The 20,034-nt window shown below is 50.6% G+C and carries 23 protein-coding genes; 20 read left to right on the plus strand and 3 right to left on the minus strand.

The window, feature by feature from the left end; translation table 11 throughout:
* Positions 1-20: 20 nt before the first annotated feature.
* The 4 genes from mmsB to fnr (ACYX4J_RS01975) all read left to right on the plus strand — a co-directional run bounded on the left by mmsB (position 21) and on the right by fnr (ACYX4J_RS01975) (position 4,327).
* Positions 21-926 carry a 3-hydroxyisobutyrate dehydrogenase gene (gene mmsB / locus ACYX4J_RS01960; protein WP_476177755.1) on the plus strand — a complete coding sequence of 302 codons (906 nt, stop codon included), beginning with the start codon at positions 21-23 and terminating at the stop codon, positions 924-926.
* Positions 927-1,323: 397 nt separating this feature from the next.
* A complete protein-coding gene (locus ACYX4J_RS01965; RefSeq protein ID WP_476177756.1) occupies positions 1,324-2,022 on the plus strand; it encodes an OmpW/AlkL family protein in 699 nt (232 codons plus the stop codon).
* Positions 2,023-2,145: 123 nt separating this feature from the next.
* Positions 2,146-3,528, plus strand: a complete 1,383-nt coding sequence (hemN, locus tag ACYX4J_RS01970; protein ID WP_444911562.1) for an oxygen-independent coproporphyrinogen III oxidase — start codon at positions 2,146-2,148, stop codon at positions 3,526-3,528.
* A 73-nt stretch (positions 3,529-3,601) separates the two neighbouring features.
* A complete protein-coding gene (gene fnr, locus ACYX4J_RS01975) occupies positions 3,602-4,327 on the plus strand; it encodes a fumarate/nitrate reduction transcriptional regulator Fnr (RefSeq protein ID WP_444916193.1) in 726 nt (241 codons plus the stop codon).
* 52 nt (positions 4,328-4,379) lie between these two features.
* Here fnr (ACYX4J_RS01975) and ACYX4J_RS01980 read toward each other — a convergent pair whose 3' ends face one another.
* Entirely contained in the window at positions 4,380-5,402 is a 1,023-nt protein-coding gene (locus ACYX4J_RS01980; RefSeq protein WP_476177757.1) for an adenosine deaminase, read from the minus strand.
* A gap of 302 nt (positions 5,403-5,704) precedes the next feature.
* Between ACYX4J_RS01980 and ACYX4J_RS01985 the strand changes: the two genes are divergently transcribed.
* The 4 genes from ACYX4J_RS01985 to ACYX4J_RS02000 all read left to right on the plus strand — a co-directional run bounded on the left by ACYX4J_RS01985 (position 5,705) and on the right by ACYX4J_RS02000 (position 9,639).
* Positions 5,705-6,571 carry an SDR family oxidoreductase gene (locus ACYX4J_RS01985; RefSeq protein ID WP_444896045.1) on the plus strand — a complete coding sequence of 289 codons (867 nt, stop codon included), beginning with the start codon at positions 5,705-5,707 and terminating at the stop codon, positions 6,569-6,571.
* 217 nt (positions 6,572-6,788) lie between these two features.
* Positions 6,789-7,511: a fumarate/nitrate reduction transcriptional regulator Fnr gene (gene fnr / locus ACYX4J_RS01990; protein ID WP_444896046.1), complete on the plus strand. Its 723-nt coding sequence runs from the start codon at positions 6,789-6,791 to the stop codon at positions 7,509-7,511.
* 401 nt (positions 7,512-7,912) lie between these two features.
* On the plus strand, positions 7,913-8,575 hold the full coding sequence (locus ACYX4J_RS01995; RefSeq protein ID WP_444896047.1) for a putative adhesin: 663 nt from the start codon (positions 7,913-7,915) through the stop codon (positions 8,573-8,575).
* Positions 8,576-8,937: 362 nt separating this feature from the next.
* Complete coding sequence (locus tag ACYX4J_RS02000) at positions 8,938-9,639, plus strand: putative adhesin (protein WP_444896048.1); 702 nt, start codon at positions 8,938-8,940, stop codon at positions 9,637-9,639.
* Positions 9,640-9,707: 68 nt separating this feature from the next.
* Here ACYX4J_RS02000 and ACYX4J_RS02005 read toward each other — a convergent pair whose 3' ends face one another.
* Positions 9,708-10,151: a SpoIIAA family protein gene (locus ACYX4J_RS02005; protein WP_282931190.1), complete on the minus strand. Its 444-nt coding sequence runs from the start codon at positions 10,149-10,151 to the stop codon at positions 9,708-9,710.
* A 29-nt stretch (positions 10,152-10,180) separates the two neighbouring features.
* Positions 10,181-10,756: a hemerythrin domain-containing protein gene (locus tag ACYX4J_RS02010; RefSeq protein WP_444896049.1), complete on the minus strand. Its 576-nt coding sequence runs from the start codon at positions 10,754-10,756 to the stop codon at positions 10,181-10,183.
* 480 nt (positions 10,757-11,236) lie between these two features.
* Here ACYX4J_RS02010 and ACYX4J_RS02015 point away from each other — a divergent pair, with 480 nt between their 5' ends.
* The 12 genes from ACYX4J_RS02015 (at position 11,237) to ACYX4J_RS02070 (ending at position 20,028) form a co-directional block, all read left to right on the plus strand.
* On the plus strand, positions 11,237-11,725 hold the full coding sequence (locus ACYX4J_RS02015; RefSeq protein ID WP_444907217.1) for an outer membrane beta-barrel protein: 489 nt from the start codon (positions 11,237-11,239) through the stop codon (positions 11,723-11,725).
* 149 nt (positions 11,726-11,874) lie between these two features.
* Positions 11,875-12,009, plus strand: coding sequence for a hypothetical protein (locus tag ACYX4J_RS02020; RefSeq protein WP_476177758.1), 135 nt, complete (start codon positions 11,875-11,877; stop codon positions 12,007-12,009).
* Between the two features lie 8 nt (positions 12,010-12,017).
* On the plus strand, positions 12,018-12,371 hold the full coding sequence (locus ACYX4J_RS02025; RefSeq protein ID WP_282934635.1) for an outer membrane beta-barrel protein: 354 nt from the start codon (positions 12,018-12,020) through the stop codon (positions 12,369-12,371).
* 219 nt (positions 12,372-12,590) lie between these two features.
* A complete protein-coding gene (glyA, locus tag ACYX4J_RS02030; RefSeq protein ID WP_476177759.1) occupies positions 12,591-13,859 on the plus strand; it encodes a serine hydroxymethyltransferase in 1,269 nt (422 codons plus the stop codon).
* Positions 13,860-14,012: 153 nt separating this feature from the next.
* Positions 14,013-14,480, plus strand: a complete 468-nt coding sequence (nrdR, locus tag ACYX4J_RS02035; RefSeq protein ID WP_108734577.1) for a transcriptional regulator NrdR — start codon at positions 14,013-14,015, stop codon at positions 14,478-14,480.
* Entirely contained in the window at positions 14,477-15,622 is a 1,146-nt protein-coding gene (gene ribD, locus ACYX4J_RS02040; protein WP_476177760.1) for a bifunctional diaminohydroxyphosphoribosylaminopyrimidine deaminase/5-amino-6-(5-phosphoribosylamino)uracil reductase RibD, read from the plus strand. Before nrdR ends, ribD begins: the two co-directional genes overlap by 4 nt.
* The gene (locus tag ACYX4J_RS02045; protein WP_476177761.1) at positions 15,622-16,284 is read left to right on the plus strand and encodes a riboflavin synthase; all 663 of its coding nucleotides are present in this window, start codon (positions 15,622-15,624) and stop codon (positions 16,282-16,284) included. The genes ribD and ACYX4J_RS02045 overlap by 1 nt, the downstream gene beginning before the upstream one ends.
* A 78-nt stretch (positions 16,285-16,362) precedes the next feature.
* On the plus strand, positions 16,363-17,484 hold the full coding sequence (gene ribBA / locus ACYX4J_RS02050) for a bifunctional 3,4-dihydroxy-2-butanone-4-phosphate synthase/GTP cyclohydrolase II (RefSeq protein ID WP_413663385.1): 1,122 nt from the start codon (positions 16,363-16,365) through the stop codon (positions 17,482-17,484).
* Positions 17,485-17,561: 77 nt separating this feature from the next.
* Positions 17,562-18,032: a 6,7-dimethyl-8-ribityllumazine synthase gene (gene ribH, locus ACYX4J_RS02055; RefSeq protein ID WP_108735355.1), complete on the plus strand. Its 471-nt coding sequence runs from the start codon at positions 17,562-17,564 to the stop codon at positions 18,030-18,032.
* Between the two features lie 69 nt (positions 18,033-18,101).
* Positions 18,102-18,545 (plus strand): transcription antitermination factor NusB, encoded by a 444-nt coding sequence (nusB, locus tag ACYX4J_RS02060; protein ID WP_282931196.1) that lies wholly within the window; start codon positions 18,102-18,104, stop codon positions 18,543-18,545.
* Positions 18,546-18,555: 10 nt separating this feature from the next.
* Positions 18,556-19,497 carry a thiamine-phosphate kinase gene (gene thiL, locus ACYX4J_RS02065; RefSeq protein WP_444934220.1) on the plus strand — a complete coding sequence of 314 codons (942 nt, stop codon included), beginning with the start codon at positions 18,556-18,558 and terminating at the stop codon, positions 19,495-19,497.
* Between the two features lie 42 nt (positions 19,498-19,539).
* Positions 19,540-20,028 carry a phosphatidylglycerophosphatase A family protein gene (locus ACYX4J_RS02070; protein WP_413663383.1) on the plus strand — a complete coding sequence of 163 codons (489 nt, stop codon included), beginning with the start codon at positions 19,540-19,542 and terminating at the stop codon, positions 20,026-20,028.
* Positions 20,029-20,034: the final 6 nt, after the last annotated feature.

Raw genomic sequence — 20,034 nt, forward strand, 5'->3', positions numbered from 1 at the left:
CAAAATAGGGAGTGGCTTTTATGGAAAAGATAGCCTTTTTTGGTTTGGGTAATATGGGTGGCCCCATGGCTGCCAACTTGGCGAAGGCCGGCTATACCGTAGCGGCATTTGATTTGAGCCCTGTTGCTCTGGAACAGGCACAGCGAGACGGCTGCCTGCCCTGTGACAGTGCCCAACAGGCTGTTGAGGGCGCGGATGTCGTAATTTCCATGTTGCCCAGTGGCGACGCGGTGAAAGGGCTCTACCTGGGAGAGGCTGGGTTGTTGCAGCAACTCCCGGCCGATACCCTGATTATCGACTGTTCGACTATCTCCGCAGAGGATGCCTGCCTGGTCAGCCTGGCTGCCAGGGAGCATGGGTTGAAAGTGATAGATGCCCCGGTATCCGGTGGTACAGCTGCGGCACAGGCGGGGACGCTTTGCTTTATGTGCGGCGGGGATGAAGCGGCATTCGATGCAGCGCGGGCCCCGCTGCAGGTGATGGGCAGCAAGATATTTCTCGCCGGTGCTGCCGGTGCCGGGCAGGTGGCAAAGATTTGCAACAATCTGCTGCTCGCGATCCATATGACCGGTACCGCAGAAGCTTTACAGCTGGGGGTGGATAAGGGGCTGGATGCCAAGGTACTGAGCGATATTATGCGGGAAAGTTCGGGTAATAATTGGTCCCTGGCTAACTACAATCCCTACCCGGGCACTATGGAGAGCGTGCCTTCGGCAAAGGGTTATGCCGGCGGTTTCAGTGTGGCATTGATGCTCAAGGACCTGGGACTGGCTATGGATGCCGCCTCAACCAGTGCATCTTCTACTCCGATGGGAGCCCTGGCGAAAAATCTTTTCCAACTGCATGGCGCTAGTGAGGAAAACCAGCAACTGGATTTCTCCAGTATTCAGAATATGTTCCGGCGCCCGGCGGGTAGCCTTACTTAGCGCTTGCTTAAAGGCCTTGCACCACAGTCTGGCAATGTCGGCAGTGGTGCAGTTTTGGCCTGGTTTGCTTGCCCTCAACTCTGTCATCTAAAGAAAAAATTTGCGGTAGTTCTCAATTTGGCAAGATCGTATCAAATACAGTTGAGTGCTCGGTTCCCTCGGACTTTCTGAGCCGCTATCTTCCCCGCCCCTTCCCGGAAACGGGTCTCCCTTAAACAGCGCAATTATCTTGCTGCTGCACATTCCAATGGATTTTTTTCCAGGTAATTCGGCAGCTTGATTTGGATCAAGCAGCCTCAGGCAGTCAGCGAGTAACCTGTCCGCGACTTGTGATTGTGCCTGGAGGGGGGCCCTTCCTGAGTCGGGAAAAATGCCTAATCGCTTTATGGAGAAGTTAATGAATCGTATAACTGCTTGTGCGACAGCCGCTTTGACCGCCGTACTTTCTGCACCCGCACTGGCCTATGAACAAGGCAGTTTAATTCTGCGCGGTGGCATGGCCACTGTAGCACCCGATACCAGTTCCAGCGCACTGTCCCTGAATGGGGGAAGCATTCCCCAGACAGGCGTTGACGTTGATGATGGCTCCGCTCTGGGTCTTACCGGCGTATACATGTTCCGCGACCACTGGGGCCTTGAGCTGGTTGCTGCGACACCGTTCAGCCATGATATCGAAGTTGTAGGCGAGGGCCTGGGCAGCTTCAACCTGGGTGAAACCAAGCACTTGCCGCCGACTCTGTTGGTTCAATGGTATCCGATGGAGCCACAGTCCAACGTTCAACCGTATGTTGGCCTGGGTGTGAACTACACCGCTTTCTTTGATGAAGAAATCAGCAGCACCGCCGATAGCGCTTTCGAAAGCCTTGGCGCTACCGGTGATGCAGAACTGTCCCTGGACAATTCATTTGGCCTGGCAGCAGAAGCCGGTATCGATTTTACCTTCGGTGCCGATCAACGCTGGCTGTTCAATATGTCTGTGTTCTGGATGGACATCGAGACCGACGCCAAAGTCAAAGTACCTGGCCTGGGTGAAGTGACTGCCAATGTGGATATTGATCCGCTGGTTTACATGGCTGGTCTGGGCTACCGCTTCTAAAAGGTAGCAATAAATAGGTCTGGGGTAGAGCAGTCACTGTGGTTTTCTGGTCGAAGACCCGGTGGCTGCTTTTTTGTTTGTGTCGGATTTCCAAGCAAACTACCGAACGAGGTGTGAATGAATATGAAGCAAGAGATTAAAAGCCCCGTGGGAGGGTTGTCTGAAGAACTCTTATCCCGTTATAGCGGACCCTGCCCGCGCTACACCTCGTATCCTACCGCCGATCGTTTTCACACATTAAATGGAATTGAGCCCTGGGCAGCACTGCAGGATATTCGCAGCTTGTCCCTTTATGTTCATATTCCTTTTTGCCGTTCTCTCTGTTACTTCTGTGCTTGTAATAAAGTAATCACTCACCAGTATGGATTGGCTTCCAGTTATCTGGATCACTTGCTGCAGGAAGCCCAATGGTACCGGGATAAGGTGGCTGATGTCCCCGTTACCCAATTGCACTTGGGCGGTGGTACGCCGACATTCTTGAGTGATAGTGATATGCGTCGCTTAATGGGAGGGCTGGCTGAAGTTTTTGATTTACGCCCTGGCGACGGGGTTGAATACAGTATTGAGGCCGATCCACGTACCCTTGAGTTGGAGACCCTGGATACCCTGCGAGAACTGGGTTTTAACCGCTTGAGCCTGGGGGTGCAGGATTTCGATATCGAAGTTCAGCGTTCAATCAATCGTATCTGCAGTGCCGACCAAGTCACGGAGTTGACCGTAGCGGCGCGTGAGCGCGGGTTTGAATCCATTTCCTACGACCTGATTTACGGACTACCCAAGCAGGGGCTGAGCAGCCTGCACCGCACTTTGGATAAAGTGCTGGAGCTGCAACCGGACCGCATCGCTCTCTATCACTATGCACACCTGCCACACCGATTTAAGGCCCAGCGCCTGATTGATACGGATTTAATCCCTTCTGCCGCAGAAAAAGTGGCGATGCAGCTGGCGGCTGTAGAACACCTGGGTAAGGCGGGGTATGAATTTTTGGGGATGGATCACTTTGCCCGTCCTGGGGATGAACTGGCTAAGGCAGCCCATGCCGGTATGCTGCAGCGCAATTTCCAGGGTTACACCCTAATGCCGGCAGATGCTTTGGTCGGTCTGGGGGCATCGGCGATCAGCTACAGTCGCGATGGCTACTGGCAAAATTTACATCGCTTAAAAGAATATACACAGGCGATTGGGGAAGGAAAATCTGCAGCCTGCCGCGGCTGGTTAATGGATGATGAAGATCGTTTGCGCCAGTGGATTATTAGTGAATTAATGTGTCGTTTGCGCCTGGATAAAAATCTTGTTGAACAGCGTATAGGTGCTTCCTTTGAGGAGTATTTCTCTGAGGAATTAACGCGCTTACAGCCTATGTTTGACGATGGTCTAATTTATCAGGATAACGAAAATATTATTGTTACCGAGGAAGGTCGCTGGTTCGTGAGAAATGTTGCCGCTGCATTTGATATGTATTTGCACAGTCAAGAAACAGATGCGAAATATTCACGTGTTCTATAGCTACCGGCAGGAGACTAACGGCTCGACAGCCGTTACAATTGCGGCAAATTAGTTTACCGACCGGTTTAGTATGATGGATTCCTCTACAGCTGTTAGTTGCGGCAACTGTTCAGTCAGGCGTTTGTGCTTGCCAGCTGGTTTGTGTCAGTCTGATATTGATCGGCTAGAGCAGATCACGCGTCGAAAGAAAATAATTAAAGCGGGGGAGACCCTTTACCGAGCTGGCGATCCATTTGCCAATCTCTATGCAATTCGCTCAGGCAGTTTTAAAACTGTGGTGATTGCTGCAGATGGTGACACTCAGGTCACCCACTTCGCTTTACCTGGGGAACTGCTCGGTCTGGATGCCTACAGTACTCGGGTACATCCGAGTTATGCGGAAGCATTGGAAGACAGCAGTGTTTGCCTGCTGCCTTTTACTCAACTGGAAATTTTGGCCCAGCAGGTGACAGCCCTGCAGCAGCAGATTTACAGCATTTTTTCTGAAGAGTTGCGCCAGGAAAACGATATTTTAATGTTGTTGGGCAAGCGCTCTGCCGATACTCGTTTGGCGGCTCTTCTGATTAATATTTCCAGCCGTTACGCTCGCCGTGGATACTCTCACAGTGCGTTTGTTTTATCGATGCCGCGCACTGATATCGCCAATTATTTGGGTTTGACAGCGGAAACTGTCAGCCGGCTTTTCTCGCGTTTTCAGCGAGAAAAATTAATTAAGGTGAGTGGCCGATCAGTTGAGATTATTAATTTAATTGAGCTCAGTGAGCTAGCGGGTACTCACTGCGGATATGATGAAGACTGAATTTTGAAATAGTGTCCTGGCTTTATGGTCAGTCAGGACACTAACCAATCCACTAAACTTCAGCAACCGTTTCGATTGCTGATATTGCCTCCGCCCACTTTTCTTTATCTGCCTCTGAAATGTAGCTCGCTTTAAAACTATTCAGGGCCAATTTTTTCGCCTGCTCTTTAGTCATGCCCAGACTTTCGCTAAGGGCCAGATAATTTTTATTAACGTAACCGCCAAAGTAAGCGGGATCATCTGCATTAACAGTGACACACAGGCCGCGCTCGAGGAGTGACAAAATGGGGTGTTGGTCCATATTGTCGTAGACACAGAGTGCGGTATTGGAGAGCGGGCAAACGGTCAGGGGGATATTTTCCGCTTTCAGGCGCTCAATTAGTGCTTCGTCCTCAACGCAGCGAACCCCATGGTCGATACGGCTCACGTCCAGAAGATCGAGAGCCTCTACGATATAATCGGCAGGCCCCTCTTCACCAGCGTGGGCAACTCTCTCAAGCCCTAGCTCTTTGGCCATAGCAAAAACGTTTTCAAATTTGCTGGGTGGATGACCCAGCTCAGAAGAGTCCAGCCCAACACCTTTTATTAAGTTGAGGTATGGTTTTGCCGCTTCCAAGGTGGCAATTGCTTCCTCTTCACTCAGGTGGCGTAAGAAGCACAAAATAAGGTGACTACTTATTCCCCACTCATTTCTTGCATCATCAAGAGCGCTGTTAATGCCCTTGATAACCACACCGATATTAATGCCCCTCTCTGTATGGGTTTGGGGGTCAAAGAAGATCTCTGTGTGGACAACATTGTCTTCACGACAGCGCTTGAGATAAGCCATGGTCAGATCATAAAAATCCTGCTCATGGATCAGGACCGAAGCGCCTTGATAATAAATATCGAGGAAGGACTGTAAATTATGAAATTTATAGGCTGCTTTAATTTCCTCAATACTGGAAAAGGGAATTTCAATATTGTTGCGCTTGCTCAACTCGAACATTAGCTCCGGTTCCAGTGAACCCTCGATATGGAGATGAAGCTCGGCTTTTGGCAGTGCTTTCAAAAAGTTCAAATCGGCAATGGACATAGAAATACCTTGTTGCGGGACTACCTGTGAACGTGAATGCGCCGGAGGCTATCCAACATTCCGACTCACAGAAACTGTCTGGGCTATAAAAGGGCGCTAATGGTATCAGGTTACACCCTCTGAGAATAAAGCTGGCGGAGCTTATTTTGCGGCTTATTCTGACTCGCCAGCCCTATTGTTTAGCTGCAGCCAGATTCATTGCCAGAAAATACACCGACCGGTTTACTTACTGCTATTCATGTGTATACTGCACTGAGTAGTTTACATTTTGAGATTGATTAACGGATACTGAGGAGAGAGCAATGAGTAAGGTTGCCTTGATTACCGGGACTTCCACAGGGCTGGGGCAGAGTCTGGCGCTGCAAATGGCCAAGCAGGGGTTTAGGGTCTTTGCCACCATGAGAGATCTCTCCAAGGCCGACCAGCTGATAAATGCGGCTCCTCAGGGGGCGGCTCTCGAAGTGATGGAATTGGATGTAACAGATTCTGACAGTATTCAGAACTGCGTAGATACCATTATCCGGGATGCTGGGCGTATCGATTTATTGATCAACAATGCTGGCGCTGGTTTTGTAAAGACCACTGAACACGCCAGCGAAGAAGAGATACGTTGGGTGACGGATGTGAACTACCTCGGTGTAGTTCGCTGCACTAAAGCAGTTTTACCCCATATGCGCGAAGCTCGTAGTGGACACGTTATCAATATTTCGTCAGTGGGTGGGCTAGTTGGGCAGCCGTTCAATGAGCTGTATTGTGCGGCAAAGTTTGCTGTTGAGGGTTATACAGAGGCCCTGGCAAGTTATATAACCCCTGCCTTTAATATTAATTTTACCGCTGTCGAGCCCGGTGGTATCCACTCAGAGTTTGCCAATAATGTGCTTTCGCAGTTGGAGCGGAGCCAGGGGTATCCCGAAGATGAATACCAGGGGGTCTTCAATCAGTATATTGGTGGTATGAGGTCGCGAAGCCCAGAGCAGACAGCTGAGATATACCAGACATCTGACCAAGTAGCCGACGTGGTTTTACAAGTGGTACAGGCTGAGGAGCCACCTATTCGGGTCAGAACATCCAAGTGGGCCAATAAACTTTGCAATTTTAAGAGCGGCTTGGATCAGGATGGCAAAAAACAGCAACGAATGGTAATCGAAAGCTTTTTACCTGAGTTTTAATCTTTTAACTTTTAAAAAAATATAAAAGTTGTTTTTAATGTGAAACTATCTTTTAACTTTACGAATTTAGCACATAGGGCAAGTTACTAACTACCATGTGTGTTGCTTAGTATTATGGAGTGTATTTACCAGGACAAGCCGGTTATGAAAGAGTCAAAAAGTTGATTCATGGCCGGCAATAGTATTACTGTCAGTAAAAGAATTTGGTTGCCTAGCTATGACCAAGTCAGCGCAGGCCGTAAGTTGTAGTAACTGTTCAGTCAGGCGTTTGTGCTTGCCTGCAGGGCTGGTGCAGGCGGATATTGACCGGCTTGAACGTGTTACCCGCAAGAAAAAGGTAATTAAAGCGGGTGAAACCTTGTATCGAGCAGGTGACCCTTTCCAAAATCTCTATGCGATTCGCTCTGGAAGTGTCAAAACAGTAGTCATTGGTGCAGATGGGAATATCCAGGTAACACATTTCGCCCTTCCTGGTGAGCTGTTGGGGCTCGATGCTTATAGTAGTCGGGTTCACCCCAGTTATGCGGAGGCACTGGAAGATAGCAGTGTGTGCTTGTTGCCATTTGACCAACTGGAAACCTTAGCTCAGGAAGTTCCAGCACTGCAGCAGCAAATCTATAGCATTTTTTCCGAAGAGTTGCGGCAGGAAAATGAAATCTTAATGTTGCTGGGAAAGCGTGCTGCTGATGCTCGCTTAGCGGCATTGTTGATTAATATTTCCAGTCGCTATGCATGTCGTGGTTACTCCCCCCGTGAATTTGTACTCTCTATGCCGAGAACGGACATTGCCAATTACTTGGGGTTAACAGCGGAGACGGTGAGCCGTTTATTTTCGCGTTTTCAGCGAGATGGACTGGTGAATGTTAGTGGTCGAATGGTTGAAATCCTTGACTTGTTGGCGTTGAGTGAATTGGCTGGAACCCATTGTGGCTACGACTGATAGCCGTACAGGTTTTTCACTTTTCCAATTGATTTTCTGGAACCTAACGCTTCTTTTTTTATAGCGGCTATTGAGCACGCTGGCGCATAAAGCCTCCTAATTTTAATTTTTATTCCTTGTCTATTTCGGCAGTATCTGGGTCATTTTAGCCAGAATAGCTGCGAATACTGCCGCCTTAAAAGGGTACGATGGTTCTAATTTGGTGTCACCATTTTGGAAGTGTTTTCTTTTCTCCTTTGTTTAAGAGGGTTTGGCTGTATAGCCTGGATATTTGTAGCTCTCTTGCCTGGTATTTTTTGTATTTCACACCTCTAGCAAATATCCAATAAGCCATAGTAGCCTTTGTCACAGAGCGCTAGTCAGTAAGCCTCAAAAAAATAAGAAGTGAGAGGAAGGGAAGTATGCCTGTCAGAGAATTTGATCTAGTTAAGATTTTTGCAGCGGAAGGAACACAAGTGGGAGATGCTCCCAACCTGGTAATTTCTGCTCACGGTGCAACAACCAAGCAAATTTTTTATCCCAAAGGACACGGAGGGGATAACCTCTTTTTCTTTTCTCCCCATGGTTACTCTCTAAATGATCCGGGTATTGGTAGCGTCTTGAGTGGCAATGCCAAATATCATGAGTGGGTTGGTAAGGGAAAGGTTTGTCATAACTATACCCTGAGCAAATTTCAGGGGTATCACGGGTCAACAACCGGTCAGATTCTAGGCCGCGTTACTCGCCATTTTATTAAAGGTGAGAGCTATGCCGATGTGCAAAAGGCTGTAGATAATGCCCATGAGCACAATGAGATGGTGCGAAATCTGGATCCCAATAATCCCATGCATCAACCTTATATTAAGAAAGGGGTTAAGCCGGTAATGTCGGCGGACTTATTGACTATTCGCAATAGAGTAAAAATGGATAACCCCACCTTAGTGGATGTTCTAAACATTCTGCATAGAAATAATCTTCACTATGAAAATATCTATTGTTCTTTTTGTCGAAGCGAAGTGAGTTTTAGCAATATCCTTATTGGAACTCCATCCTGGGACAGCAAAATGCAGCGACCAACCACCTAAACGGTGTCTTTTAACTTCGTATTCAATTCTTAAGTAGAGAAAAGATGGTGTCCGTTAAGCTAGAAATGTGAATGCATTTTTATTATGGGTCACCATCTACCAATTTGTTACGGCTCACTTCTTTGAGCTTGCCGAGCCTAAACTTTTTTCCTCAATTCCTCCTTATTTTTGTCATATTTATTTCATACCTCACTCATTTGACTAATACTTAGTCCAAAAAATTTTCCTCTTCGTGACTAATGTCAAAAATCATGCAATAAAACTTGAGTATGGATGATTGGTCATAGTAGGTTGTTAGTACGGTTGTTTTGTTTGGAGGGGTGACCCTCTTATTTCTGTACTCGACGTTAGATAGGTGTCATATGCCTGTTCGTGAATTGGATTTAGTCAAAATTTTTGCACCGGAAGGTACCAATGTTGGGGATGCGCCGTCCCTGGTGATTTCTGCCCACGGTGCCGCAACCAAGCAGGTTTTTTATAATAAAGGTCACGGTGGCGACAACCTGCTTTTCTTTGCACCTCACGGTTACACGTTGGAAGATCCTGGCCTACAAGATGTTGTAGATGGGAAAGCAAAAGTTCATGAGCATATTGGCAAGGGTAAGATATGCCGTAACTATATGTTAAAAAAATTTCAGGGGTACCACGGCAGTACAGCCGGACAGATTTTTGGTCGCCTATCGCGTCGATTTATTAATGATGGTGAGAGTTACGCTCAGATTCAGAATGTTGTGGATGAAGCCCATAATCACAATGTGAAAGCTATTCGGAATCAGGCAAGACTGCAGCAATATGACTTAAATGATCCCTTTCAAAAGTCTCTGTATGACGCAAAAGTTGGTGCTTCTTTGTACACCACAAAGATGGAAGCTAACTTCTTGACGATTCGAAATAGGCACAATCAAAAGAGTCCAACCCTGGCTGATGTGCTCAATATTCTGCATCGGAACAACTTACACTATGAGAATATTTACTGTTCTTTTTGCCGCAACGAGTTGAGCGTAGGTAATCTTATATTGGGAACGCCTTCCTGGGACAGTAAAAAGAGGAAGGTGAATACTTAGAAATAAGTAACTGAGTAATTTACGGGTAAAAAAAGGGGGGCGTAAACGCCCCCTTAATCCACTACTTATCAGGAGTGTGTGGAGAAAGCTAATTCCTTTTCAGATTCCTTGTGACCAATACCCGTCTTCCTTGTTTCCTGTAGCCAATCCATGGCCTCTTGTTGCTGTTTGAAATAGCGGACTTCACCGCTAACAAACCAGCTCCCGACTTTTGTGGCTATTTGCTGCCACTCCTCATCCCCAAGTACAGCGACATGCGAGAATTCATTGCCGTGCTTTAAGGCCAGCTTGAACTCATCCCAGATCGCGTGCATCCCCCAGCCCTCGAAATCCCGAAGATCAATCAGCAATTGAACCTGAGGTTTTTTTACCCCTTCCAGAGCATATTCTAATAGTGGTGTTATATGCTCATAATCCTCATGGGTTAACTCACCAATTGCCTTTATGTAAAGGAAAAACTCATCATTTATGCGTTCCATACCAATGGATATGCCGTGGCGTTTAAACTGCATTAACATTTCCTCCCTGCTGTTTTGGTGACCTAAGCTAATGCCTGCGCGGGCATTTGATGTTGTGTCAGATCTTCGTGCAGGGACTCGTAAATTTTTCTGGTTGCCCTGTCGAAATATCTGCAGCTTAATTCACTGACCTGTTTCTGAATATAAATCCAGTCGGTAGTCCCCAGGTACTGTTCGATCTGTGGGAAAATAGATTTATTTTCCAAGTCCATATGCTTGCGTTGCAGCTTCAGGTAGGTGTTGCAAGCTCCTTGCAGCACTCTCCGTTCAACGGTCGCATCATTGGCAATAGCATAAAATAAAGCGCACATGTGTTTTGTCGCTGCGGCTATATTTTCATGCTGCATTTGCGCTTCGTAAATTGATTCCCTGTCATGTACTGGCTTAGTCAACAGCCGGGAAAATATTAAGTCCTCAACTGGGTGGTGATATCTATCCGGGTACGCCGATAAATAATCCAAAGCATCAAGGATCAGTGACAAGGTGTTTGGATCGCGGTCGCCGCAGCCAAAAAGATCCAGGAGTAATTGCTCAAAGGCGTTGAGCAACTCTTGCATATGTTTATGGTCACAGCACAGTTGTCGGTAGATGGCATTCATCCCAGACCTCCGCGATTTGTCGATGGGTCTATTGTTGCCATATGTACCAATCCAAAGTTGATTTGGATCAAGTGAGGGGGACTTAGTGGGACTCAAGGTGGAATTTACCGCTACCTACTCAGGGGAGGACTGGGGTTATCAATAGGTATGAGGCTGACCATGCCGCTGAATTCCTTGGTTCAACTCTTATCTGTACCTCGTTGTATTTGACCACAAGATAAATTAAACCTATTTTCGAGTAGCCCTTTCTTCAGTTTTTTCCACAAGTACGCTCTTCTGTCGGACCTAGATAAGGGTGTGTTTGATCCTTCATATTTTAATAATTTCTAATGACGTGTTGTTGCACATTTAAGCATGCTGCGATGTTTCCCGTTGTTCAATAAATTTATTGGTGTTGAAGTCGTAGGTTGTCATCGAATTATTCCGCAGCGCCCTATTTGTGTGTCACGACAAAGTTAATGCAACAGGATGGGAGTGTTAATGAAAATAGTTAAGGCTGGTATAGGTGTGCTGGCACTCGTTGTTTCAGCGGGCGCAATTGCCGAGGGCGTCTACTGGGGGGGTGTGGCCGGAATAGCTGATTTTGATTTCAAGGGGGTCGATAATCCACTGAATTTGGGACTGCGAGCAGGTTATGTGCGGGCCTCGGGTTTTGGGGTGGAAGGTGAATATACCAGTTCACTATTAAGTGGTGAGACTGAGGCTTATGGTCGGAATGTGGATGTAGACATACGTACTCTTGCTACTTATGCGACTTACAGAACAGAGGGGGACTGGTACCTGAAAGGACGCCTGGGCCTTCTCTATGAAGACGTTTCTGTTGGCAGCGAAAGTAGTGATGACTTGGGTGTCAGCTTAGGGGCTGGAATTGGTTATAGCCTGAATGAAATTTATCACCTGGAGCTTGAGTACACCGTATTAGAGAAGGATGTCAGTTATTGGTCAGGCGGGTTTAGCCTGAGATTTTAATTGTCCCTTTCCTAAATTTAACTAATGGAGACATCTCTTTTTAGAAGCTCCTAGGTTACATTCTGACTTGTCTAAGTGAACAATTGTGCCAATTGATCATGTCCCTATAATCCCTGCCCTTTGATCAGACTTCGAGATTTAAGGGGAAGATGGTGGGCTTTAATCTCAAGGCAATGGCTGCAGTTACCGCTCTGTTGTGTTCCGCTACCGCTTATGGGCAGGGTGCGTATATCGGTGGCGTTTTCGGTGTTTTGGATGTTGATGCCAGGGGGAGAGTCCTTTAAATGGGGGGATTCGAGCCGGTTATACCTGGGGTTCTGGCTGGGGATTCGAGGCAGAAGTCACCGACTCTGTCATTGATGGTGAGTTCGACTACTACTGGTACGATTACAACTACTCCCTGGCAACACAAGCTGTTTATGCCACCTACCGCAGCCCGGGCAACATTTATCTGAAAGGTCGTATCGGCTACCTCCATGAGGAGTTGGAGATAGATAATTGGGAGAAAGAGTACTCGGATAACGGGGCATCTGCCGGGCTCGGGGCTGGTTTCAAACTGACCGACGAGGCGACCCTGGAACTGGATTACACCATCATTGAGTCCGACGTGAATTACTGGTCTGGCTCTGTGGTGTACAAATTCTGACCGTCTTTTCAAGGTGGACGGGTTGGTCCCGCCACGTCTCTGCATTTGCGCATTCATGCTGCCCTTGGTGTACAATGCGCGCCTTTCTAAAATGCCCAGAATGCATTGAGCAGTAGGGCCATCCCACGCTGGGAGCCTTTGGTCCTACTCATAAGTCTGGGCGCTGTGGTATCGAGTTTTACAAGCCTCTACTCAAGCCCGCTTTACCGAGGGAACACCATGTTTGATTCATCTGTCACTTTAGCTTCTTACGACCCGGAAATTTGGGAAGCCATCCAGGAGGAAGACTCTCGTCAGGAAGACCATATCGAGTTAATCGCCTCTGAGAACTACACCAGCCCAATGGTAATGGAAGCTCAGGGCAGCAGCCTGACTAACAAGTATGCCGAGGGCTATCCAGGCAAGCGTTATTACGGCGGTTGTGAGTACGTGGACAAAGTGGAAACCCTGGCCATTGAGCGCGCCAAGGAGCTGTTTGGTGCTGACTACGCCAATGTGCAGCCGCACTCAGGATCACAGGCTAATGCGGCTGTTTACCAGGCGCTCTGCGCCCCAGGTGACACTGTACTGGGCATGAGTCTGGCCCACGGTGGCCACCTTACCCACGGTGCCCGCGTTAACTTTTCCGGCAAGATCTACAATGCAGTGCAGTACGGTCTGAACCCGGAAACTGGCGAAGTGGATTACGAGGAAGTTGAGCGCCTGGCGCTTGAGCACAAGCCGAAGATGATCGTGGCTGGTTTCTCTGCCTATAGCCGAGTGATGGATTGGGCGCGTTTCCGCGAGATCGCTGACAAAGTGGGTGCTTACCTGTTTGTGGATATGGCTCACATTGCAGGTCTGGTTGCCGCTGGTGAGTATCCCTCCCCAATCTCCCACGCCGATGTTGTGACTTCTACTACTCACAAAACCCTGCGCGGCCCCCGCGGCGGTATCATCCTGGCGCGCGCCAACGAAGAAATTGAGAAGAAGCTCAACTCCGCCGTATTCCCCGGTGGCCAGGGTGGCCCGCTGATGCATGTGATCGCGGCGAAAGCGGTTTCTTTCAAAGAGGCCATGACCCCCGAATACAAGGCCTACCAGAAGAAGGTTGTGGAAAATGCCCGCGCAATGGCGGAGACCTTCCTCGATCGCGGTATCAACATTGTATCCGGTGGGACCGATGATCACCTGATGCTGGTTGACCTGATTGGTAAAGAGTACACCGGTAAAGATGCGGATGAAGCCCTGGGTAATGCCAACATCACCGTTAATAAGAACGCGGTACCTAACGACCCGCGCTCTCCTTTCATTACCAGCGGCCTGCGTGTTGGTACCCCGGCAATTACCACTCGCGGCTTTGGTGTAAAGGAAACCCAACAGCTCACTCACTGGATCTGCGACGTGCTGGACGCACTGGAGAAAGGTGATGTTGAAGCCACTATCGCCGATGTGAAGCAGAAGGTTCTGGGTATTTGCGCAGCGTTTCCTGTGTATAAAAAAGGCTGATCAGCACTGCTGACAAAAAAGCGGCTCATAGAGCCGCTTTTTTTATGTGTCCCTGTTGAACTTGCGATGCACTGTGGCTGTGCGTGCCGCGGTCACACAGTGCAACGGCTGTGGTAAACTGCGGCCCATTTTCCATTCCGGGGATAATCCCACATGCACTGTCCGTTCTGCAGCGCAGAAGAAACAAAAGTAGTCGATTCCCGATTGGTGGCTGAGGGCGACCAAGTACGCCGCCGGCGCGAGTGCCTGGAGTGCCACGAGAGGTTTACCACATTTGAAACTGCGGAGCTGCTGCTGCCGCGAGTGATCAAGCAAAACGGCCAGCGCGAGCCGTTTAATGAAGACAAGTTGCGCGCGGGTATTCAGCGCGCTGTGGAAAAGCGCCCGGTGAGTATTGAGCGGGTGGAGTCGGCGGTATCTCAAATAAAACACGCCCTGCAGGCGACCGGAGAACGGGAGTTGCCGGCGCGTGCTATTGGTGAATTGGTGATGGAGCAACTGCGTGAGCTGGACCAGGTGGCCTATGTGCGCTTTGCTTCTGTCTATCGCCGCTTTGAGGATGTCAGCGAGTTTAGAGAAGAGATTGAACGCCTGACCAGTAAGGGATCGAAGACAGAATGAGTCAAACGGTTGTACACAGTGCGGAAGCACTGATGGCCCGCGCTATTCAGTTAGCAGAGCGCGGTCTCTACACCACTATGCCGAATCCGCGAGTGGGCTGTGTGATTACTGACGGGGATGGCAATATTGTCGGCGAAGGCTGGCACAAGCGGGCCGGCGAACCCCACGCTGAGATCGAAGCCCTGAGTGATGCCGGCGACCTGGCTCAGGGGGCTACGGTTTATGTCACTCTTGAGCCCTGCAGCCATACCGGCCGCACAGGTCCCTGTGCCGAGGCGCTGGTAAAGGCCGGCGTGGTCCGGGTTATTTACGGGATGCAGGACCCGAATCCGAATGTCAGCGGTGCCGGATTGCAAATATTGCGCGATGCTGGGATTGAAGTGGAAGGTCCCATCCTGGAAGAGAGGTGTCGCGCTCTAAACCCTGGCTTTATCAAGCGTATGACCCTGGGACTGCCCCTGGTGCGAAGCAAATCCGCCATGAGCCTGGATGGGCGCACCGCTATGGCCAGTGGGGAGTCAAAGTGGGTATCGGGCCCTGCGGCTCGCGCCGATGTACAGCGCCTGCGCGCTCGCAGTTGTGCAGTGATTACCGGGGTTGAGACGGTGCGCTTCGACAATCCCAATCTCAATGTGCGCGCCGATGAAATGGCACTGGAAATGCTGGCCGCAGAGCGAGCCGCCGAAGTGCAGCCGCTGCGAGTAATTGTTGACAGCCAGCTGCGTACCCCAGCGAGAGCCTTTATTTTGCAGGGGGATGCCCCCACATTGGTGTGCACGACAGAGCGCGCGGAGGCCGAGCGCCGCGAGCGTATTGAGAAAACGGGTGCGGAAGTCGTGGTTTTACCCCACGACAAAGAGGGCCGCGTAGACCTGCTCGCCCTGCTCAAGGAGTTGGCGCGACGCCAGTGCAATGAAGTTTTGGTAGAGAGCGGTGCGACCCTCTCTGGTGAATTCCTCTACCGGGGCCATGTCGACGAAATAATTGTTTATATGGCGCCAAAACTGCTGGGTAGCACCGGGCGACCGCTGTTTGAACTGCCTATCGAGCGTATGGGCTCGATGCTGCCGATTACGATTACCGATATGCGCGCAGTTGGTCACGACTGGCGCATTACTGCAACAACCGATATCGAGCGCTGATGTTTACCGGAATTATTGAAGCCTTAGGCGAGATTGCAGAGTTAAAACCCCAGGGCGGCAACCTGCGTGTGCGTGTGCGCAGCGGTAAGCTGGATCTGGGTGATGTGCAACTGGGGGACAGTATTGCCACCAATGGTGTTTGTCTCACGGTTGTTGACCTGCCCGGTGATGGTTACTGGGCGGATGTCTCTGCGGAAACCCTGGATGTGACAACGGTGGGCCGCTGGAAAAAAGGCGACCGGGTCAATCTGGAAAAAGCACTAACACCCCAGACCCGCCTGGGTGGACACATTGTCAGCGGCCATGTGGATGGTATTGGCGAGGTGGTATGGCGCAAGTCCGAGGCTCGCGCCGAGCGATTCCGCCTGCGCGCACCGGAAAACCTGGCTCGCTATATTGCCCATAAAGGGTCTATCACCGTCGACGGCACCAGCCTCACGGTCAATGCCGTGGATGGGGCTGAGTTTGAACTCACCATAGTGCCACACACGTTGCAGGAAACGATTATGGCCGGCTATACCGCCGGTACTCGGGTCAACCTGGAAGTGGACCTGATTGCGCGCTACTTGGAGCGGCTACTCCTCGGTGATGAGGCAGCCAAGCCTAGTGGTGGGGGTATGACCCTCGAATTTTTGGCCCAGAACGGGTTTTACAAGCGCTAAAGATGGGCCGTGCACCACGGCGAAAACAGCAGCGATAGCCGCTCTATTTGCAATTGATAAATTTATCCAGAGTTAACCATGGAACTAAATACGGTTGAAGAACTGATCGACGATATCCGCCAGGGCAAAATGGTAATCCTGATGGATGATGAAGATCGCGAGAACGAGGGCGACCTGGTGATGGCTGCGGAGCAGATTCGCGCTGAAGACATCAACTTTATGGCCACTCATGCCCGTGGCCTGATTTGTATGCCCATGTCCAAAGAGCGCTGTGAGCAGTTGGACCTGCCGCTGATGTCGCGGGACAACGGAGCCCAGTTCAGCACCAACTTCACCGTATCCATTGAGGCGGCAGAGGGTGTCACCACCGGTATTTCCGCCGCCGATCGCGCGCGCACGGTTCGCGCCGCTGTGGCCAGAAATGCCAAGCCCAGCGATATTGTACAGCCCGGCCATATCTTCCCCATTATGGCCCAGCCCGGCGGTGTATTAAGCCGCGCAGGCCACACCGAAGCCGGTTGCGACCTGGCCCGCCTGGCGGGTTTTGAGGCGGCTGCGGTGATTGTTGAGATCATGAATGAAGACGGCACCATGTCCCGCCGCCCGGACCTGGAAAAGTTCGCGAAAGAGCACAACCTGAAAATCGGCACTATCGCCGATCTGATTACCTATCGCGCCCTGAATGAGAAAACCGTCGAGTGCGTTAATGAGCGCAAGGTGCGCACCGAGTTCGGTGAGTTCAAGCTGCGCACCTATCTCGATAAGGCTCGCCGCGAACGCCACTTTGCCTTTGTTAAAGGCGACCCCACCCCAGAAGAGCCGACCCTGGTTCGTGTGCATGTGGGAAATACTCTGCGCGATGTGCTTACGATTCAGCGCGGCGATGAAAAATTCACCCCGTGGACCTTCCGCCGCGCGATGCAGCGTATTGAAGAAGAGGGCAAGGGTGTTGTGGTACTGATCTGCCACAACGAAACCACCGAAGAAATCGAAGAGAGCATTGATTGGCTGATCAGCGGCAAGCAACAGCGCCCCAGCCAGGACTTGGTGTACAAGCAGGTAGGTACCGGTTCGCAAATTCTGCGGGATCTCAAGGTGCGCAAAATGCGCCTGATGAGCGCACCGTTCAAGTTCAGTGCTATTTCCGGGTTTGACCTGGAGGTAGAGGAATACCTGAACGTGGAAGCGCCGCAACCCTAGTAAAAGAGTAACAATACTGAAGCGCCGCTACTGTCCTGATAGCGGCGGCGATGGACAAGAAATACGGATTGAAAATTATGAGTAATATTCAAGTGATCGAAGGGGACTTTGTCGGCAGTACGGGCAAATACGCACTGTTGGTGAGCCGCTGGAACAGCTTTGTGGTTGAAAGCCTAAAGGATGGTGCACTGGACACCCTGCGCCGCAAGGGTATCAAGGATGAAGATATCACTATCTACTACGCCCCGGGCGCATTCGAATTTCCCCTGGCGGCACAGAAGTTGGCTGAGACTAAAAAGTTCGATGCCATTATTGCCCTGGGCGCGGTTATCCGTGGTGGCACCCCGCACTTTGAGTATGTGGCTGGCGAGTGCACCAAAGGCCTGGCTCAGGTATCCATGAATACTGGCATTCCCGTCACCTTTGGCGTGCTGACTGTGGACTCCATTGAGCAGGCTATCGAGCGCTCAGGCACCAAGGCTGGCAACAAAGGTTGTGAAGCCGCCGAAACCGCCCTGGAAATGGTTTCCCTACTCGGCAAGATTTAATTGCCGGCGCGCCGGCACAAAAGGTGTGTCGGTGCAGCCCATTCTGTGAAGTATCTACCGGAAAAGACAATGACCGTAACTGCATCCGCCCGCCGTAAGGCACGTCACTACGCCATGCAGGCGCTCTATCAGTGGCAGATGGCCGGCGCCAGCCTTAATTCCATTGAGGCCGAGTTTCACGCCGATAATGATATGAGCAAAACCGACGTGGAATATTTTCGTGATATTTTCCACGGCGTAGCGAAAAACCTTGATGAGGTAGAGGGCGCTTACACGTCGCACCTGGATCGCAAAGTGGAAGACCTGGACCCTGTATCCCGCGCGTTGTTGCGCATGGCCACTTACGAGCTGAAAAACCGTATCGATGTGCCTTACAAGGTTGTCATTAATGAGGCGGTGGCACTGGCGAAAAAATTTGGTCCCACCGATGCCTTCAAGTTTATCAATGGCATTTTGGATAAGACCGCTGCGGACCTGCGCTCGGCAGAGGTAGCCGCAGACAAGAAGGGCTGAGCCAGCAATTATGTCTAAAGCGCCTGGGGAGTTTGAGATCATCCGCGATTACTTCGCCCGCGCTCCCCAGGGCAAAGGTGTAGCCCTTGGGATTGGCGATGACTGCGCGCTATTGCAAGCACCTGTCAGCGGGCAGCTGGCCACTTCTATGGACACCCTGGTAGCAGGTCGTCACTTCCCCGCAGGTGCTGACCCATTCATGGTTGCGAGCCGTGCACTGCGTGTGAATATCAGTGATCTGGCGGCAATGAATGCCCGCCCCCTCTGGTTTACCCTTGCCCTGACCTTACCCGATAGCGACGCCGTTTGGCTGGAGAAATTCGCCAGTGGCCTGCTGGAAACTGCTGGCAAGTTTGGGGTTTCCCTTGTGGGTGGTGACACCACCGCAGGCCCCTTGTCCATTACGATTCAGGTGATCGGCCATACCGAAAAGCCCCTCCGGCGGGATGGCGCTTCTGTCGGCGACAATATTTATGTGAGCGGCCCACTGGGCGCTGCCGCAGCAGCCCTGCCCGTTGTTTTGGCAGAGCGTAATGTGACTGAGTCAGTGCGGCGGGAAGCGGAGCAGGTTTTCTATTTTCCCGAGCCGCAATTAGAAACTGCCAACGCGATTGCAGGCATTGCTACCAGTGCGTTGGATATTTCCGACGGATTATTGGGGGATCTGGGCCATATCTGCAAAGCGAGCGGTGTGGCAGCAGAAATAAACCTGGAATCTCTGCCCATAGCACCCCTGGCCAATCGATTGGCAGCTGATACTGCCGTAGAGCTGGCGGCCTGTGGAGGGGATGACTACCAGCTCTGTTTTACTGCACCGGCAGCCGCTGTTGATCAAGTTCGTCTGTTGGGTTTCACACCCATAGGGAAACTCGTTGAGGGGGGGCCGCAGGTACGCTGCTCCTATCACGGGAACCCCTGGGTTGCTCAATCGCCAGGCTATAGGCACTTTTAAGTCACTGTGTAGACCATAGTGCCTTTGTGAGAGTTCAATAACATGAGCATTAACAACCCGACATTTTCCCAGCTGTTGCGCGATCCCACTCTTCTGTTGGCATTTGGGTTCGGCTCTGGGCTGGCACCCAAAGCGCCGGGTACGTTTGGTACCCTGGCAGCGATTCCTTTTTGGTGGTTGATGAAGGATTTGCCTCCATTCTGGTATCTGGCCATTGTGTTTGTTACCGGTGTGGTAGGTTGCTATTTATGTGGTGCAGCTGCCAAGAAAATGGGAGTTCACGATCACGGCGGTATTGTTTGGGATGAAATGGTGGGCTACTGGCTCACCATGTTTATGGCTCCTGCAGGTTGGGCTTGGGCGCTATACGGTTTTGTCCTCTTCCGGATATTTGATATTGCCAAGCCCCCGCCCATTGGTTGGGCTGATCGCAAGGTGCAAGGTGGCGTTGGAATTATGCTCGACGATATACTGGCCGCCGTTTACGCGTCACTGGTGCTGCAATTAACCGCATGGGTACTGGGTGTCTAGGTTGGA

Source organism: Microbulbifer sp. ABM4_008 (assembly GCF_056311705.1).

Coding starts and splice junctions, on each gene's coding strand:
- ribD (WP_476177760.1), top strand. CDS start 14,477: ATGAGTCAAACGGTTGTACACAGTGCGGAAGCACTGATGGCCCGCGCT.
- ACYX4J_RS02010 (WP_444896049.1), bottom strand. CDS start 10,756: ATGAATGCCATCTACCGACAACTGTGCTGTGACCATAAACATATGCAA.
- ACYX4J_RS02000 (WP_444896048.1), top strand. CDS start 8,938: ATGCCTGTTCGTGAATTGGATTTAGTCAAAATTTTTGCACCGGAAGGT.
- ribBA (WP_413663385.1), top strand. CDS start 16,363: ATGGAACTAAATACGGTTGAAGAACTGATCGACGATATCCGCCAGGGC.
- ACYX4J_RS02005 (WP_282931190.1), bottom strand. CDS start 10,151: ATGCAGTTTAAACGCCACGGCATATCCATTGGTATGGAACGCATAAAT.
- ACYX4J_RS02070 (WP_413663383.1), top strand. CDS start 19,540: ATGAGCATTAACAACCCGACATTTTCCCAGCTGTTGCGCGATCCCACT.
- mmsB (WP_476177755.1), top strand. CDS start 21: ATGGAAAAGATAGCCTTTTTTGGTTTGGGTAATATGGGTGGCCCCATG.
- ACYX4J_RS01985 (WP_444896045.1), top strand. CDS start 5,705: ATGAGTAAGGTTGCCTTGATTACCGGGACTTCCACAGGGCTGGGGCAG.
- nrdR (WP_108734577.1), top strand. CDS start 14,013: ATGCACTGTCCGTTCTGCAGCGCAGAAGAAACAAAAGTAGTCGATTCC.
- nusB (WP_282931196.1), top strand. CDS start 18,102: ATGACCGTAACTGCATCCGCCCGCCGTAAGGCACGTCACTACGCCATG.
- fnr (WP_444896046.1), top strand. CDS start 6,789: ATGACCAAGTCAGCGCAGGCCGTAAGTTGTAGTAACTGTTCAGTCAGG.
- ACYX4J_RS02020 (WP_476177758.1), top strand. CDS start 11,875: ATGGTGGGCTTTAATCTCAAGGCAATGGCTGCAGTTACCGCTCTGTTG.
- ACYX4J_RS01995 (WP_444896047.1), top strand. CDS start 7,913: ATGCCTGTCAGAGAATTTGATCTAGTTAAGATTTTTGCAGCGGAAGGA.
- ACYX4J_RS02045 (WP_476177761.1), top strand. CDS start 15,622: ATGTTTACCGGAATTATTGAAGCCTTAGGCGAGATTGCAGAGTTAAAA.
- thiL (WP_444934220.1), top strand. CDS start 18,556: ATGTCTAAAGCGCCTGGGGAGTTTGAGATCATCCGCGATTACTTCGCC.
- ACYX4J_RS02015 (WP_444907217.1), top strand. CDS start 11,237: ATGAAAATAGTTAAGGCTGGTATAGGTGTGCTGGCACTCGTTGTTTCA.
- ACYX4J_RS01965 (WP_476177756.1), top strand. CDS start 1,324: ATGAATCGTATAACTGCTTGTGCGACAGCCGCTTTGACCGCCGTACTT.
- fnr (WP_444916193.1), top strand. CDS start 3,602: ATGGATTCCTCTACAGCTGTTAGTTGCGGCAACTGTTCAGTCAGGCGT.
- ribH (WP_108735355.1), top strand. CDS start 17,562: ATGAGTAATATTCAAGTGATCGAAGGGGACTTTGTCGGCAGTACGGGC.
- hemN (WP_444911562.1), top strand. CDS start 2,146: ATGAAGCAAGAGATTAAAAGCCCCGTGGGAGGGTTGTCTGAAGAACTC.
- glyA (WP_476177759.1), top strand. CDS start 12,591: ATGTTTGATTCATCTGTCACTTTAGCTTCTTACGACCCGGAAATTTGG.
- ACYX4J_RS01980 (WP_476177757.1), bottom strand. CDS start 5,402: ATGTCCATTGCCGATTTGAACTTTTTGAAAGCACTGCCAAAAGCCGAG.